The sequence below is a fragment of the Flagellimonas cixiensis genome (assembly GCF_042134615.1).
Lineage (GTDB): Bacteria > Bacteroidota > Bacteroidia > Flavobacteriales > Flavobacteriaceae > Flagellimonas > Flagellimonas cixiensis.
On the sequence record NZ_CP169639.1, the window covers coordinates 720,300 to 736,744 of the forward strand.

General features: G+C 37.1%; 18 protein-coding genes and 1 pseudogene. 6 read left to right on the forward strand and 13 right to left on the reverse strand.

Annotation, left to right across the window (positions count from 1 at the left end):
- The first annotated feature begins 20 nt into the window (after nucleotides 1-20).
- Together ABT310_RS03240 and ABT310_RS03245 are read left to right on the forward strand one after the other, a co-directional pair.
- Nucleotides 21-2,276 (forward strand): ATP-binding protein, encoded by a 2,256-nt coding sequence (locus ABT310_RS03240; RefSeq protein WP_375325320.1) that lies wholly within the window; start codon nucleotides 21-23, stop codon nucleotides 2,274-2,276.
- Between the two features lie 464 nt (nucleotides 2,277-2,740).
- On the forward strand, nucleotides 2,741-3,751 hold the full coding sequence (locus ABT310_RS03245; protein ID WP_375325321.1) for a hypothetical protein: 1,011 nt from the start codon (nucleotides 2,741-2,743) through the stop codon (nucleotides 3,749-3,751).
- A 342-nt stretch (nucleotides 3,752-4,093) separates the two neighbouring features.
- On the opposite strand, the gene ABT310_RS03250 is transcribed toward ABT310_RS03245, so the two are convergent.
- Together ABT310_RS03250 and ABT310_RS03255 are read right to left on the reverse strand one after the other, a co-directional pair.
- A complete protein-coding gene (locus ABT310_RS03250; RefSeq protein ID WP_375325322.1) occupies nucleotides 4,094-4,420 on the reverse strand; it encodes a hypothetical protein in 327 nt (108 codons plus the stop codon).
- Between the two features lie 344 nt (nucleotides 4,421-4,764).
- On the reverse strand, nucleotides 4,765-5,283 hold the full coding sequence (locus ABT310_RS03255; RefSeq protein ID WP_375325323.1) for a hypothetical protein: 519 nt from the start codon (nucleotides 5,281-5,283) through the stop codon (nucleotides 4,765-4,767).
- Between the two features lie 100 nt (nucleotides 5,284-5,383).
- Here ABT310_RS03255 and ABT310_RS03260 point away from each other — a divergent pair, with 100 nt between their 5' ends.
- The gene (locus ABT310_RS03260) at nucleotides 5,384-5,617 is read left to right on the forward strand and encodes a helix-turn-helix domain-containing protein (protein ID WP_375325324.1); all 234 of its coding nucleotides are present in this window, start codon (nucleotides 5,384-5,386) and stop codon (nucleotides 5,615-5,617) included.
- A 1-nt stretch (nucleotide 5,618) separates the two neighbouring features.
- Here ABT310_RS03260 and ABT310_RS03265 read toward each other — a convergent pair whose 3' ends face one another.
- The 4 genes and pseudogenes from ABT310_RS03265 to ABT310_RS03280 form a co-directional block, all read right to left on the reverse strand.
- Entirely contained in the window at nucleotides 5,619-6,026 is a 408-nt protein-coding gene (locus tag ABT310_RS03265) for a hypothetical protein (RefSeq protein WP_375325325.1), read from the reverse strand.
- A gap of 51 nt (nucleotides 6,027-6,077) precedes the next feature.
- A complete protein-coding gene (locus ABT310_RS03270; RefSeq protein WP_375325326.1) occupies nucleotides 6,078-7,178 on the reverse strand; it encodes a hypothetical protein in 1,101 nt (366 codons plus the stop codon).
- Nucleotides 7,150-8,373, reverse strand: a complete 1,224-nt coding sequence (locus tag ABT310_RS03275; protein WP_375325327.1) for a DNA cytosine methyltransferase — start codon at nucleotides 8,371-8,373, stop codon at nucleotides 7,150-7,152. The genes ABT310_RS03270 and ABT310_RS03275 overlap by 29 nt, the downstream gene beginning before the upstream one ends.
- 196 nt (nucleotides 8,374-8,569) lie before the next feature.
- Nucleotides 8,570-9,124: pseudogene (locus ABT310_RS03280) on the reverse strand (RadC family protein); the annotation flags it as partial.
- 53 nt (nucleotides 9,125-9,177) lie between these two features.
- On the opposite strand from ABT310_RS03280, the gene ABT310_RS03285 reads away from it, so the two are divergent.
- Nucleotides 9,178-9,345: a hypothetical protein gene (locus tag ABT310_RS03285; protein ID WP_375325328.1), complete on the forward strand. Its 168-nt coding sequence runs from the start codon at nucleotides 9,178-9,180 to the stop codon at nucleotides 9,343-9,345.
- Here the strand turns inward: ABT310_RS03285 and ABT310_RS03290 are convergent.
- Nucleotides 9,332-10,195, reverse strand: a complete 864-nt coding sequence (locus tag ABT310_RS03290; RefSeq protein WP_375325329.1) for a Mur ligase domain-containing protein — start codon at nucleotides 10,193-10,195, stop codon at nucleotides 9,332-9,334. The genes ABT310_RS03285 and ABT310_RS03290 overlap by 14 nt on opposite strands.
- Nucleotides 10,196-10,292: 97 nt before the next feature.
- On the opposite strand from ABT310_RS03290, the gene ABT310_RS03295 reads away from it, so the two are divergent.
- Entirely contained in the window at nucleotides 10,293-10,604 is a 312-nt protein-coding gene (locus ABT310_RS03295) for a cupin domain-containing protein (protein ID WP_375325330.1), read from the forward strand.
- 2 nt (nucleotides 10,605-10,606) lie between these two features.
- Nucleotides 10,607-11,392, forward strand: coding sequence for an SDR family oxidoreductase (locus tag ABT310_RS03300; protein WP_375325331.1), 786 nt, complete (start codon nucleotides 10,607-10,609; stop codon nucleotides 11,390-11,392).
- A gap of 2 nt (nucleotides 11,393-11,394) precedes the next feature.
- Here ABT310_RS03300 and ABT310_RS03305 read toward each other — a convergent pair whose 3' ends face one another.
- The 6 genes from ABT310_RS03305 to ABT310_RS03330 all read right to left on the reverse strand — a co-directional run bounded on the left by ABT310_RS03305 (nucleotide 11,395) and on the right by ABT310_RS03330 (nucleotide 16,352).
- On the reverse strand, nucleotides 11,395-12,120 hold the full coding sequence (locus ABT310_RS03305) for a LytR/AlgR family response regulator transcription factor (RefSeq protein ID WP_375325332.1): 726 nt from the start codon (nucleotides 12,118-12,120) through the stop codon (nucleotides 11,395-11,397).
- A complete protein-coding gene (locus ABT310_RS03310; protein ID WP_375325333.1) occupies nucleotides 12,117-13,175 on the reverse strand; it encodes a sensor histidine kinase in 1,059 nt (352 codons plus the stop codon). The genes ABT310_RS03305 and ABT310_RS03310 overlap by 4 nt, the downstream gene beginning before the upstream one ends.
- A 32-nt stretch (nucleotides 13,176-13,207) precedes the next feature.
- Nucleotides 13,208-13,420, reverse strand: coding sequence for a hypothetical protein (locus tag ABT310_RS03315; RefSeq protein WP_375325334.1), 213 nt, complete (start codon nucleotides 13,418-13,420; stop codon nucleotides 13,208-13,210).
- 204 nt (nucleotides 13,421-13,624) lie between these two features.
- Complete coding sequence (locus tag ABT310_RS03320) at nucleotides 13,625-14,149, reverse strand: DUF4136 domain-containing protein (protein WP_375325335.1); 525 nt, start codon at nucleotides 14,147-14,149, stop codon at nucleotides 13,625-13,627.
- Between the two features lie 67 nt (nucleotides 14,150-14,216).
- Complete coding sequence (gene obgE / locus ABT310_RS03325; RefSeq protein ID WP_375325336.1) at nucleotides 14,217-15,218, reverse strand: GTPase ObgE; 1,002 nt, start codon at nucleotides 15,216-15,218, stop codon at nucleotides 14,217-14,219.
- A gap of 27 nt (nucleotides 15,219-15,245) precedes the next feature.
- On the reverse strand, nucleotides 15,246-16,352 hold the full coding sequence (locus tag ABT310_RS03330; protein ID WP_375326141.1) for an adenylate kinase: 1,107 nt from the start codon (nucleotides 16,350-16,352) through the stop codon (nucleotides 15,246-15,248).
- Nucleotides 16,353-16,445: the final 93 nt, after the last annotated feature.

Genomic DNA, 16,445 nt, shown 5'->3' on the forward strand with positions numbered 1-16,445 from the left:
TAAGAACCACCAAAAACTAAATGAAACCAAGTCTCAACCAAAAGCAGAGAATTTTAGCAGCAATAATTTATTTAATTGGTTTAGTTGTGATTTTCTCTTTGATAGGAGGTAATATTTCTAAAGTGATTTTTGGACAAAGTATTGATTCAAGTATCTGGTTTTACTCTGGTGCTTTACTAATTGTCCTTGGCACTTATATAGCCGAGCCATTCTTTAGCAAGCCCTCAAATGTTATAATCAACGCAGTTGTGGTAATTGTTGCTTTGCTTGGGCTTGATAATAAATCAGCCTTGATTGGCTATAACTTTATTTTCTATTTCTCTGTCATACTCTTATTGTTAAGCATAATAACAATTGTTCTAGTTGACAGCACCAAAGATAACTTACAAAAGTTGAGTAAAGTACTTTACTGGATTTCAACAAATTTCGGTCACAATAAAGTGATTTTTTCATTACTCTATCTCTTATCAGCTACATCATATTTTGGTTTAAAGGATGAAATAGTTCCATACATTTTAATGATTGCGCTGTGGATTTGTCTTATTTTCTTCGATATTGTTGGGTATATAATCACCTTTTTTAAGAAACTCAACTCCTTAATTTCTGATAAAATATCTGAGGAACTTGGTACGGCAATAGGATGCGAAAACCCATTATTTTATAGGGTTGAAATTGATGGATTGAAAAAAACAGGAACAGTCAATCTAGGGGATATCGTTGCTGTTGAAACCGAAGTTAATTTAGGCGCAATCGGTGTTGTAGTCTCGAAGTGGCAATTATTGAATAAAGAATGGCTGTCAATTTATTTACTTCAAAAACCGACTAAAGAGTTCTTGACAATATCTCTAAAACTAAAAAAACAATTTGCAGACCCTAAATCCATATTCGTAAAGAAGAACTCTGTTTATAAGCTAAATGTTACCCAACTTAGTTTTCAAATGCAAGAATTTATTGGAAGTACAACTTTATATACCAGACGAAATGATTTTATAGGCTATGTTGAAAAAGACTCAGACATTGAAAAGATTAACTTCACCATTGTAGAGGGGGCAAACGGTAAGTCTCCGACAGAAGGTTCAATAATCGAAACACCAATATATGATGAACTAACCCAGTATCAAATAATTAATGCCAATACAAAAAGAGAGCATCTAGAAAATTATGATTTTAAAGGCTATACAAACGGTATTGCAAGGAAACTAGGCAGGTATGACCCAGAAGAAAAGGAGTTAAATGTCAGGAAGTGGTTACCAAACATATATTCACCCATTTATTATAGTGCAAACGACACATTAGCGGAGGAAAAATTAATTGAAATCGCAGATTCGTCTATAGGCAGACTTCCAAATTCTGAGTTTGATTTACCTATCAAAGATTATAATTCTCTAGTTACTCATAATACAGCTATTCTTGGGATTCTTGGAATTGGAAAATCTTGTTTGTCCTATGAATTAATTTCCAAGATAGTTCAACAGGACATTAAGGTTTTATGTATTGATATAACCAATGAATATAACAGTACAGAGAAAGGGCTGCCAAAATATATTGATACTGATTTGATAAATGAAGGGGTAGATGAGTTAAATACAGAGTTGAACAAAATTGAGTTTGAAGTAGCTGACTCAAGAGAAGATGGGGGCAACATAGGTAGTCTTCACGATTTACTGATTGCTGATATTAAAGGTTTTATAGACTCTAATAAATCGGTGAGGATTATTAATCCAGATGAAATAATTGCAATTCAACAAACTGAAAATGCAAAAAATAGAAACAAAGGCGGTAAATGGGAAATGTATGCCCCTTTTGCCGAACTTACAGTTGCTGAGGTTACCCGTGTAATATCAGAATCTGCATTGGAAGTTTGCAAGGAAAAAGGAATATCTGAAACAGCAAGATTATTAATTGTCTATGAAGAGGCACATTCACTAATACCTGAATGGAACTCTGTTGCCAATGATGGTGATAAATATGCCACTAATGGAACTTCAAAAGTTATTTTACAAGGGCGTAAATATGGTCTAGGTTGTTTTGTAATTACTCAAAGAACTGCGAATGTCACAAAGAGTATTTTAAACCAATGCAATACTATGTTCGCCATGAGAGTTTTTGATGACACAGGCAAGAACTTTTTGGAAAACTACTTTGGAAGAGACTATTCTTCCATTTTGCCAACTTTGGAGGAAAGATGGGCTATTACAGTTGGGCGTGGCTTAAAACTAAAGCAACCTGTGATTATTGAACTCAACGACAAGGACTTAATAATCCAAGATGATTAGTTAGTTAATATAAAGCAACATGTTTTCAACAATCTATTTGGAAAATGAGGATGGCGTACTTTTAGATTTCGTTATCCTTATTATGGGGCTACCTTCAATTCCGTTATCATGCTTATCGTTACGAACACTGGAGCAGCAGCACATATCTACTAATATTAGCTATATTATAAAATAGTAAATTTCTATAAATATTCGCTTGACGACCTATAAATATTGGAAATGTTCAGTTTTGGAGAAAAGTTGCAACATATTGGTTATATGTCTTTTATAATATATAATAAGTAAATATGACAGATTATAGTGTCTATCTTAATGATAACTTCCTAGAACTACGTCTATCATTTCCAGAAAGAAAGAACACCTATCAAGAGGTGATATTACCTACATACCTTTTTGATAGGGTACAAAAGTTATCATTGACCAAGAGAAAAACCCATAATTGTTTACAGTTCCTAGACATATTAATGACTTATTCTTTCATGGATGATGAAACCTATACTTCATTTGTCTATTTCAGCAGTTCATACTTTAGAGAAATATTCACTTCTAAATATAGGGAATGGTTAAAACCTATGTTGGAACACAAGATAGTCGAGTCGGACAAATCTTGGAGTACGGTTACTGGCAAATCGATTCACTATAGAATATTTCCCGATGAGAGAATTGACTGGGAAAGTCTAGGAAAAAAAGCCATCATTGTAAAGAACAGAAACTACTATGAGAAAAAGGACATCAAATACTTTAAAGAACTTCAACGATTTTATTATAGCCTAAAATTGGACTACCAAAGCCTGTTTAAAGTGATATTTGATGAGTTATCCAAAGAGGAAGATGCTGTTAGGAGGGGCAACAAAAAAATTGCATGGTTAAGGTCTCTGGTGAAATTGCAAGGTGGTTCTCTATATGCCCATAGAAACGCAACAAACAACCGATTAGACACTAATTTCACAAGCCTACCTAAAGGCCTAATGAACGAAATTAAAAGGTCTAATGGTCTTATTGAAATTGATGCCATCAACAGCCAACCCGCAATTCTGGCCAACCTAATCAAGGATAAGGTAAAGGACGGGTTTGTTTCTCATGCCATTAATGGTGTTCTCTATGATAAAGTTGCAGAGAAACAGGGTTGGGATAGAGAAAAGAGCAAGAAGGAGATTTTGAAAGTTATCTACTCACAAGAAATCTACAATAACAAATCGAAGAAAGCCTTATCAAAAATGTACCCCGAAACAATTAGACATATCGACAGTTTTAAGTCTAAACATGGCTATAGGCAACTATCCATTTCAATGCAGAAAAAGGAATCGGAAATTTATATTGATGGCGTGTTGACCAAACTATATGACATGGAAATAATGGCAATTAGCAAGCATGATTCCATCATTTTCCAATCAGATAACAAGGAACAAGTAGAAAAGGTTTTAAAAGATGTCTTAGATTCACATGATTATGTGATGAAAATCAAAACAGACTGAACTAATTGGCACTATTGCGCTGTCATGGGAATGTCAACAATCAAAATCCTTATAATATATTGATTATGAGAATCTTACAATAAATCTTGAAGGAGGGAATTTAGGTACTTTATAGAGTACTAAGATAGTTGACAGATGTTGCCGTCTCTCTCCAAGTAAATAACGTAAAATCAATAGATTGATTTGGATTTGACCACAATTATTAGTTCGATTGTTCGTGATAGTGATTTATGCCAGAGAAACGATTTGCCCTCTTTTTACAAATTTGAATGGGGGGTAGCAATAATATTCGTTTTCCCTTTAAAGTGGGTGGGGTAAAATATAGGTTGTTACCTCAACTCCCTAATCATCCAAAGATTTGTTGCCCTGCATGGTGGGCAATCTGCCCCTTCTAAGTGCAATAGTTTTCTCATTAAAATCATATTCCTCAATGAAATAGGGGCTAAAGCCAAATCGTCCCAACAACACCTCATGTAATGCTAGGTTATGGAGATTTTGAACATGGCTACCCTTTAAACCATTTTGAACATTCTTTCTAAAACATTCCTCTAACTCCCCATCTGACAGCTTCATATAATAATCCTTGGTGAGATTATTAATTATTGTCGTATCACCTTCCAAGGCTTCATAGGATGTTGTGTATAGTTCATTTTCGATTTGGTAGTTCATTTCGGCTTCCAAAGAATTTGCCCTGCCCAAATATTTAAAACCTAAGTATATAAATAGTACTAAAAGTCCTCCATGAACCCACCCAAAAAATGAATTTTGATAATCTGAATAGATATTTGCATTATCTATGTCAAGGTTGGAATTATTCAATTTTAATAATAGTATAAAGAACACAGAAATTGGTGTCAATGCTAAAAAAAGGTAGCCAAAGCGTTGGTATTTTTTTTGATTCCTGTATTGGTTGGATTTCCTTTTCTGCTCTAAAATAATATTATCCCGCAGCCACATTACCCTAGCTTCATTTCCATTCATAGAGTCATCCTTTTGTGTATTATAGAAGTAGCTTATAGCTTTTTAGATACCCACTTCCAAAAGTGTTCAGAGGCTATACCTTCATCATAAGGCAATCCCAATACCTTATTTGCCCTATATAGTTTTATTGTTGTTTTTTTTGTTGGGCTATTCAGGTACTTTAAAAGCCTTCTTTGTCTCATGTTCTGCCATTCATTCATCCTAGCGTTACCAAAACCACTTAATCCCTGTTGCGTTATACTCCCAAAATCGGTAGTAACTGCTTTCGTGGGTGTACCTGCCCCAACACCTGAATTATTTGAGGATGTTGAATTGCTCCTTTTTTTGTCCAGACCCATCTGAAACCCTCTATTGTAGCCATCTTTATAGTTATCGCTACTTTCGGATGCTGTAGGTACTGGCGCAACTGGCGCAACTGGTGCTTCACAGCCAATTTGATTGTAACAATAACCCTCTTTCCATCCCTTATTAAAACCTGTGATAAAAGATGTTTGAGAGAGTATGAGGTTTGTACCTAAGAAAATTGGCAGCAAAAACAAATACTTTTTCATTTCACTATTTGAATTTCATTCAATGCTAGAACGGTTTAAAATTCAAGTTAGTATGCATTAATGCTTACAATAAAGAATCATTAATTGGTCATATTGCCATGTGCGGATAAAGCTAACAGCAGATGACCAAAAACTTATAGACCGTGTTGCAGAAAGGGTAAAGCAATTCAGGAATGAACTTGGAATATCCCAAGATGAGTTGGCACTTAGGGCAGATACCACCAAATCCCAGATTTATAGAATTGAACATGGTCAATTAAATAGTAGTATTGCAACGTTGGGAAGGCTTGCCAAAGCCCTAGGAGTTGAGGTAAAGGATTTGTTCTTGAATTAGTTTAGAGTTTCATTGGCATCAACAATTGCTCTATTTCCTTACTTAAATGTTTCCAAGTATAAACGCCACCCTCGACCCATGACTTAGATTTAATCATAGATTCACTAAACCTTTCTGTAAAGTCCTGCAACAAGCTATCATGGCTATATAAATACCACTCCTCTTTATGGGGAAAACAGACATAGAGTTCTTTGCCACAATATTTTTTTGCCAAAGTCAATCTAGCTTTTAGTTGAATTTTCAAATATGTTTCACCATCAATATGCTGTGCAATAAAATCCGCTCCTTGCCAGTCATCATTTAGCTTAATAGTGGCAAAGCCATAATCGGCAAGAACCGCAGATACTTTTTGGAAATTGAATGTTTCTTTCTGTCTAGCATTAAGTTTTGAATATTCAATTTTGTCCATCCCTTTTGATAATATTAATCTTGCTTGGTTGAATTGAATTAAAACAAAAACCTACATGCTTGAAATGATATCATTCCACATTTTCTTATGCTCAAACTTTAAGGCTGTGTCCACTTCCAAAAGGTTTACATAGGCTTCAATGAAATCAGAAGTTTCTTCAAGAAGCCTTAAATAATATTTCAACGATGGAATTAATCCATTGGCAATCACGTTACAACCATGAATATTTTTGATTCTTTCAATCTCCTTGTCAATATTTTTTGCCTCGGCACTATTAATATCGGCTGTTGACAAAAGGTAATACCTTTTAACTTGGGTAGTTTTGAATTTTTCAAATGCATCACGTACCAATTGAGCAGTAATTGGAATATCATGCTTTACTTCAACCGCTTCAAAAGCCTTTCCGTTTTCATCCACAATATCTATATCACCAATTCTACCGCTTCTCGTATCTGCCGAAGTGTGGCTTTCGATATTACAAAGAGTCTTGCCATCAAACCTTTTAGCTTCTTTAATCAAACAGGAGTACGCTGCATATAGTGCTAATACAGGAAGGCGTGAAGCACCATCAGCACTATATTTGGTGTAAAAGTGCTTCCTCAACAATTCTATAATAGTTGCTATTGGTAAATCAACAGGCTTTGCTAAATCAATCTCCTGTTTATTTCTTTGAAGAATTAATCCTTGAAACAGGTAATTTAAGCATTCAACTTGCTCGCTCCCATTTTCAATAAAGTCAATAATCTCTATAAATGCTTCTTTTAATTCCGAAGGTCGAATTGCGCCTGAATAATATTCATCATAAGGAACTTTTTGCTCAAGCGACCTAGTAAGCCAACCACTTTCGGCCATCGAAGGAAATTTTACACTTTTAAGAAATGGAGTAATATGATTAGTGTCGAACGTTCTTCCAGAATATCCACCTGCAATACTAGCCTGATGATTCCTAATATCTTGAGCAGGGTTAAGGATTTTGTAAACAATGCTTGTAAGAATTACGGTCATCACAGCCTTTGAGGATTCAGACTTACTTAGAATAAAGTCTAACCGTTCAGTAATGTTTTTTTGTAAAGAAGATTTTATGAAATCATCTGAACCAACAATTTTCATTGCCCTATCATACTCATACTGTAATAAATTGTCTGGTGTCATTTGATTTTTTTGTACTTATTAACTGTTCTTTTATTTGCTTACCTACTTCCTTAATCATGGGAACAGCAACAGAATTACCAATTTGTTTATATAACTCACCTTTTTGTTCGATGAATTTAAATTTATCTGGAAACCCCATAATTCTATAACACTCTTGAATTGTCAATTTTCTCACCTTATTGTTATCCCATATCCAAAATCTTCCTGCGGACTCTTGCGAAGGCAAGGCAGGGTGTACGCCCTCTGTAGAATAAATTCTATTTGGTTGCTTATGAACTCTTGATAAGTGTTTGGTGTTAGGCCTTACTCCTGCTACTCGAATGGATTTATTCCTATAACCTGCAAAGATTAAACCAGAATCCTGCAACTTCATGTCTTTAAGAATAGTATAAGGCTCATTTAGATACTCAAAATCATTCTCCACATCTAAAAAGTCCTTTAAAACAGGTCTAGGCTGCTTCTCAATTTTAGAAAAATCAAACTCCTTTTTCTTATGCCCAATTATAATAATTCGTTCCCTATTTTGTGGAACTCCGAAGTCCGATGCATTAAGAACTTTCTTAGAAACTTTATAACCTAACTCCTCTAAATGTTTTACTATGGTACTTAAAGTTCTTCGCTTATCATGGTATACTAGATGTTTGACATTTTCGAGAAGGATTACACTTGGTTTTCGCTTTTCAATTATTTTAAAAATATGATATATTAATGTGCCACGTGTATCTTCAAAGCCCTTTAATTTCCCCGAAATGCTAAATGGTTGACAAGGGAAACCCGCACAGAGTACATCATGTTCAGGTACTAGGTTCAAGTCTAATTTTGTAATATCCCCAAAAGGGACTTCACCAAAATTAAGTTCATACGCTCTTTGAGCATGAGAATTAAACTCCGAGGAAAAAACACATTTCCCTCCTATTTCTTGAAAAGGAATCCTGAATCCCCCAATACCTGCAAATAAATCTATAAAAGTAAAATCTGGATTCTTTGGACTTGGGAACGGCACATCCCATTGAATTTCTGGGATTGGAGAACCCTCAATAGAATTGTAGAATTGTTCAGCGGTTAATCGATATGTGTCAGATATTTTATAACTTTTATTATGTAGATAATGCGTAAGAAATGCAAAATTTTGAGCCTCCCCATTAATATTATCAATACCTATATCTTTTCTTAAAGTAGAATATCTTAACACCATTTAATTAAATCTCATTTTTTCAAAAATACCATTTTCAGCAAAAAAACATTCTAGTTAAAGTCTTCTAAAATCAAGGAATTATTTACATTCTTATGAACAAATCATATTTTCCATCCTGCATTAATCTTGAAGAATCTACACAAAAACAACTATTCAAAACATCAAACATTTAATTTAGTACATTTGACAATCATGCAGATGGGTGGTTATGGGCCAAAATAATACCTACAGCCCCTAATTCAAGTGCCTGTTTTAATACCAGCCTAACATCAACCAGCGTGCCCGTTATCCCTCCTTTGCTCAATTGGGATTTGTGAATCACTTTGTTTGAATTATTGAGGTACACAATCCAAAATTCTTCATGTTGTAGCTCCCCTATCAATGGATAAAGCAATTCAAAGGCATCATGACTGCTGGTAATTTTGGTGATTTTTTTGGTATCCTCTCCCCTACGCCTCCTTCCGATTTCCAACGCAGCGGCAATGGTTACCGCTTTGGCCTCACCAATGCCCTTAAAGCGCATTAATTGGTTAACGGATAGCTTCCCTACTTCGTTTAGGTTATGCTCCACCGAGGCCAAAATGCGTTTAGAAAGATCAACCGCACTTTCATCCTTGCTTCCAGAACCAATCAAAATCGCAATCAATTCGGCATCAGAAAGTGCAAAACTTCCTTTCTGTACCAATTTCTCTCTCGGACGGTCATCGTCTGCCCAATTTTTAATGGAAAAGGAAGCTAGTTTTTCTTGCATGGCCTAAAGATAGAAGAATAATTTTATGTAGTTTTCACTATAAACCATTCATTATGAAATCCCTTTTCAGTGCCGAAGCTTATGAAGAAATAGTTGCTAGAATGCATTCATTAACGGAGGATTCTGAAAGACAATGGGGAAAAATGAAGGTTGGACAAATGCTCTATCACTGTCAATTTCCGTTGAAAATTGCGCTTCAAAAAAAAGCTATGCCAAAGTAAAGGTTGCCATGGCATCGTAAAAGTCCTCTTCGTCAACGCCCATTTGCTGACAAATCCATTTTGTACCCGCTAAATAGCTTAAATTGGTTTCTCCTGTAATTTCCAATGGCATTTCTCCATCCGGGGTATCCAAATAAAGAACTCCATCCGCTTCGCTATAATCTGGAGTGGTGTACGGAAATTTGCGTATTGGATTTTCGGTGGTTTCCACAATACTCTTAACCTGAGGGTCTTCTTCGTTAAACGTGATACTCCCCCCTTTTACAATCCCATCTACAAAAGTTTGAAACTTTTCAGTTGAATCATTTGTTTCCATACCGCTTAAAAGGGCAATATTGGGCTGATATATTTCAAATTCAGGTTTTAAATCAAAGGCAGCCATTGAAGCGTCACTGCCGGTCAAAACAATAAAATCATTTGCTTCGGAAAGCTGTAATTTATCATGTAAAAAACTATCAACGGTCTTATCATTAAATTCCAACACGTGCAAAATCATTTGCGCCACTACGTTTCGTCCAGAACCGGCTATTACAACCCGTGTTTTGTGCTGCATTTGCTCAAACAAGAATTCAGCAAAAGACAATATTTTGATACCCAATTCTTCGGCTCTTTGCAATTCTGGATTATCCAAGGTTACCCCGGAATCAAAAACCGCCGCATTTAATTTTTTGTGAATTTTATCAGGAAACCACCCCAATTCACTAGGAAACAAATTATTGGACTTCAACAAAGATTCCGTAACATGTTCAAATTTTAAATCACTGACGGTCACTTGGTGGCCTAAATTGCACATGGTTATTGCCAAATTGGTCATTCGCTTACTTCCAACTCCTATAAAGTGTATCTGCATGAATTTTGTTTGATCTTCAAAAATAGGCAATGCACCATCCAAAGCAAACCATCAAACCTGCTGATTAATCATTAACTTGGCTTTAAATATGAAAACAATGAATTTAGCCGATATTGCCTCGAAAGAAATCATTCCCGGATACCATGGAAAATTGGTTCACGGTGATCAAATGAGTTGGGTGTTTTGGGAGGTAGAAAAAGATGCCGAAGTACCCGAACATCATCATATCCACGAACAAATTATGCATGTAGTGGAAGGTTCTTTTGAATTTACACTCGATGGAAAAACAGCAATTTACAAACCGGGAGATGTGGTTGTAATTCCTTCCAATGTTCCACATAGTGGAAAAGCATTGACCCCTTGCAAATTGATGGACATTTTTAGCCCAGTTCGAGAAGAATACAGATAATTATGAATATTTCTCTTTTAGGAAAAAATGCCCTGGTCGGAGGCAGTAGTAAAGGAATCGGAGAAGCCATTGCACGACAATTGGCTGAAAGCGGTGCCAATGTTACCCTCATGGCCAGAAATGAGGAACGAATGCAAGTCCTTGTCCAAGAAATGGATAGTTCCCAAGGGCAAAAACACCAATATTTGGCAGTTGATTTTTCAGAATTTGATGCTTTTCAAAGCAAAATTTCGGACTATTTCAAGTCAAATACTGTAGATATTTTAGTGAACAACACCCAAGGCCCACAAGCAGGTGGTGCTTTGGAAAAAGAAGTTTCCGATTACCAAGAAGCATTCGATTTACTTTTTAAATCGGTAGTTTTTACCACAGAATTGGCCTTAAAACACATGCAGGCAAAAAAATGGGGCAGGATTATCAATATTGCCTCCATTTCGGTGAAAGAGCCCCTAAATTATTTGGCACTTTCAAATACGATACGAGCTGCGGTTGTCACCTGGGGCAAAAGTTTGGCCTATGATGTGGCCAAAGACGGCATTACTGTAAACAATACCTTGACCGGTTATTTTGACACCGACCGTATAGCGCAATTGAATGTAAAAAAAGCTGAAAAACTGGGAATTTCTCCGGATGAAGTTCGCAATAATATGGAGGAGCAAGTTCCCATGAAGCGAATCGGAGACCCGAAAGAATATGGTTATTTGGTGGCGTTTTTAGCTTCGGACCAAGCAGCATTTATTACGGGAACCAATATTCCCATTGATGGCGGACTCTTAAAATCCTTTTAGGATTACAGGCTCATTTTATCCTTAAAAATATAGGATTGTCGGCGCGACACTTCCACTTCTTCCCCATTGCTCAGGGTCAATTTTAATTTACCATTGAACCACGGCACCACATTTTCAATATAATTGGTGTTTATAATTTGCTGACGATTGGCTCTAAAAAAGGCGTCTTCTGGAAGTTTTTCTTCCACTTGGTTCAAAGATTTGTAGAGCATTGGTTTTTTATCCTCGAAAAAAACACGGGTATAGTTCCCAACAATCTCAAACATAGAAATATCCGACACCTTCACCAACCAACAGGATTCTCCATCTTTAATGAATATTTGACTGTTCGATGAGAGTCGTTTAGTGGTATCAGTAGGATTGTGAACATTGGATAACTTAGCCCTGACTTTTTCCAAAGCCATATCAAACCTTTTCTGGCTAACGGGCTTTAGTAAATAATCCAACGCATTATACTCAAAAGATTTAATGGCATACTCATCGTAGGCTGTGGTAAAAATGGTAATAGGCACCTCATCCAACATTTCCAAAAGCTCAAAACCATCTTTTTCGGGCATATTGATGTCCAAAAACAACAAATCAGGATTTTCCGACTGAATGAGCTCAAAGCCATCGTCCACATTACCGGCCTCTCCAATAAGTTCCAAATCGGCATGTTCCTTAATAAGCTGCTTCAGCTCGTTACGGGCCAAACGCGAATCTTCAACAATTACAGCTTTGATTTTCATGTCAACGGAATTTTAACCTGGGCTACCACTTCATCGGATATTTCCTCCAAATTAAATGATGCGCGATCAGCATACAACAATTTAAGTCGTTGTTTTATGTTGATCAATCCTAATTGCGTGGAATCATTAGTGATTTTCAGTTTCCCTGTATTTCTCACTTCGATGAGCAACTCCTCATTATACTTGCTAATGTTCAATACAATTCGCCCTCCATTTTTAAGATTGGAAATGCCATGCTTGGCAGCATTCTCTACCAATAGTTGTATGATCATGGGCGGAATCTTCAGATCTAAGGTATTGTCATCCACTTCTTTGATGAATTCCAATCGGTCTTCAAACTGAATTTTAGATAAGTCGATGTAATTATCCACCACCTCCAGTTCTTCACGCACTGGGATATCGTTCACATTGTTTTTGGTCAAAGAATAACGCATGATCTCGGAAAGCTTGGTGAGCATTTCCCTAGACCTATCTACATCTTCCAGCATTAGCCCCCTGATATTATTTAGGCTATTGAACATAAAATGCGGATTGATCTGTCCTTTTAATGTATTGAGCTGTGCTTGTTTTAGAGTTGAATTTAATTCCAGACGCTCTATGCGATTTTGGTTCAACTTCAGTAAAAGTTTAATCACCAAATAGGTAATGGTCCAGGCTCCGACCAAAAACAATGAATTCAACACTTGAATCCAAAATTTATCATAGGCCTCGAACATATGTCGCTCTACCTCGGTGATCTCCGGGCCAAATTTCACGTACAAATAGCCAAAAAATACATTCATGGCACCAAATAGCACTGCAGCCAAAAATGAAGAGACCAAGATTTTTACTACCTCTTTTAGTCCGAAGGAATCAAATTCAACATATCGCTTAAGGTACCATCGCAAAACGGATGTTGATGATATTCCAATGAACGTACCTGCAATAATCGAATAAACAATAAGCTCCGTACTTAAATTTTGCGGTACAAAAATCGAAATTGAATTGATGAACCCCCAGCCAATAAACTGAAGGGTCCAAAATGCGGTATTCCTGTTTTTTTTGTTCAGTTTCATGTATTTCCACACCCTAAAGGGTACTTGCCAATTTATTTAGAAGTTTGAACCTGCTTCTTTTTAAAGGGATTGTTGCATTTTTTGGTTTGAGGCAAAAATGCGATCCATGACATGCTAATGCCTGCATAAAAAATAGGGAAATAGCTTCCGTATGCCCAGTGGTTCAATTTACCGAAAATTGAAATGGCAACAAGAACAACGCCCAGCACCAAAACAATTTTCTGTGAGGTATTCAATTTTTTCATGATGTCTGTTTTAAGATGGTTTAACAACTCTTTATTATAAAAGAATACTAACTAATATAGTGATGAGAAATTTGGCCAGTGCGATCATAACGTTTGTTTTAATTGTTTGATGAAACAAATGTATATGAGCTCTAGCGACTTATGAAGGCAATTATGATGAGTGGTAATTCCGTTATCTTGAACGGTAAACCTATTGAAAAAGAATCACTTATTCACAGGAGGAAACTTAGAAAACACCTTTTTCACCAAAGCTTCCAAATTTCGTTCACGCACACTGGGCGAGGCATTGTCCCGGTATCCACTTTCAGTTATGGCCTGCCAAATCAAGGCATCGCGCTGGGCATCCACAAAATCAAATTGAATACTGCGCTGAATTCCAGAATTGCCGATTGGCACGCCCAACGAAATACCGCCACCAACGTTTCCACCACCCCCGCCAATGCCAACACCTACAGAACTTTTTGGAGCACTGCGAAATTCACCACTTAAGATGTTGACAAGAAAATCGGGTTCTTCGGCCAATCGATAGCCACGAACCTTTAGCGTGGAATCCAGAATATTCAACAATCTTTTTTCGTCGAGTTGACTTAAACCAGACTCCATATCGGAAAAGTAATTATAGGTAACGTAGCTGGAAAAATCCACCTCTTTGTCATAATCGTAGGTTACACGTGTTGATGAACAGGAAGCCAACAACACAACAAACACCAAGGATAGTAAATAGCGCATGGTAAATGGGATATGTGTTTCCCTTAAAATTAAGGATTATTTTTAGAGGATTGGTTCCGTAGTCCCTTTATTCGTTCATCAGCTTCCAGAGCTTATCTTTTAGCTCTTGGATACCCAAACCACTTACAGAAGAAATAAAGGTGAAAGGAATACCATCAAAATCGTTTTGGATATCTTCTTTCATCTCTTGAATCAGTTCAGCATCCAACATATCGCATTTGGAAATGGCAATCAATCGGTTTTTATCCAGCAATTCTGGATTGTACCGTCTTAATTCATCCAAAAGAATGGCATATTCTTGACTAATGTCCTTGCTATCGGCAGGAATTAGAAAAAGAAGGGTTGCATTTCTTTCAATATGGCGCAAAAAATAATGACCTAGCCCTTTGCCCTCTGCGGCTCCTTCGATAATACCCGGAATGTCGGCCATCACAAAGCTCTTGAAGTCGCGATATTCAACAATCCCCAAATTGGGTTTTAGGGTGGTAAATTCGTAATCAGCAATTTTGGGCTTGGCGGAAGTCATTACCGAAAGTAATGTAGATTTTCCTGCATTCGGAAAACCGACCAAGCCAACGTCGGCCAATACTTTCAGTTCTAGCGTAACATGACTGTCTTGACCTGGAATACCGGGTTGGGCATATCTTGGGGTTTGGTTGGTGGGACTTTTAAAATGCCAATTGCCTCGGCCTCCCATTCCACCTTCCAACAAAATTTTTTCTTCTCCGTCGTCCGTGATCTCAAAAAGTACTTTGTTGGTTTCTGTATCCCGAATCACGGTTCCTAAAGGGACTTCCAAATACACATCGGTACCATCGGCACCTGTGCTTCGGTTTTTACTGCCATGCTCCCCATGACCCGCCTTAAAATGCTTTTTGAATTTATAATGGACCAAGGTCCAAAGGTTTTTGTTTCCTTTTACGATCACATGACCGCCACGACCACCATCGCCGCCATCGGGACCACCCTTGGCAACATATTTTTCACGGTGTAAATGCGCAGAACCTTTACCCCCGTTTCCTGAAGAGACATGCACTTTTACATAATCCACAAAATTGCCCTCGGTCATGCTATCAAAATTTTATGTAGAAATTAATTACAGGGAGTCAATCACCTTGCTCAAACGCTCGGTAATCTCATCTATTTCCCCAATTCCATTTACGGAATGAAACTTGCCTTGTTTGTCGTAGTAGGCTTTCAAAGGCGCTGTTTTTTGGTTGTACTCATCAAAACGATTGCGGATTTTGCTTTCGTCTTGATCGTCGGAACGTCCACTCACTTTACCTCTTTCCAATAAACGGGCCACCAAAATATCATCCTCTGCTTCAAGAGCAATGGTAGCGTTCACTTTCATATCCTTGGACTCCAAGAAATTGTCCAATGCCTCTGCTTGTGCTTCGGTTCTTGGGAAACCATCAAAAATAAAACCTGCCGCATCTGGATTTTTCTCCACTTCGGCCTTCAACATATCGATGGTTACCTCATCGGGCACCAAATCTCCTTTGTCAATGTATGATTTTGCCAATTTCCCCAAATCGGTTCCGTTTTTAATGTTGTAACGGAACACATCACCTGTAGAAATGTGTTTTAGGTCATACTTTTCTTTTAAAAACCCTGCTTGGGTACCTTTTCCTGCTCCAGGCTTGCCAAAAAGCACTAGGTTGATCATATCAGCTTTATTTAATTGGTAAACTTCTCTAAGATTTCTGCCCTGTTCGTTATAATCCAGACCATAGCCAACAATAAAATCATCCGGAATTTCCAAGCCTACATAATCAATGGCATATTCTCCATTGTACACTTCGGCTTTATAAAAAAGGGCTCCGATTTTAAACTCTTTTACATTGGTGTTGGAAAACAGATGAACAAGTTGCTTCAAAGTGCGCCCCGTATCCACTACATCTTCCAAAATAATGACGCTTTTACCTTCCAACTCTTCGGGAACATCCAACAGGGTTTCCACAATGCCCGTAGAAGTAAGCCCTTGATACGAGCTCAATCGCACAAAAGACACTTCACATGGGTATTGGTAGGCCTTTAAAAAATCGGAAACAAACATAAAAGCCCCGTTGAGTACCCCCACAAAAAGAGGCACCTCATCTTTGTAGTCCTTTGCAATTTCTTTGGCCATTTTATCGATGGCGGCAAGAATCTGCTCTTCTTTCAAATAAGGTTTGAATGTTTTGTCGTGAAGCTTTATCAATGTTTTCCAGTTATGGTCGGTTGGCAAAGATAGCATTTTTCAGGGTGCTATACCCAGTGTTCTTTTATAGCTTCGTGGAATTCATGTATTTTT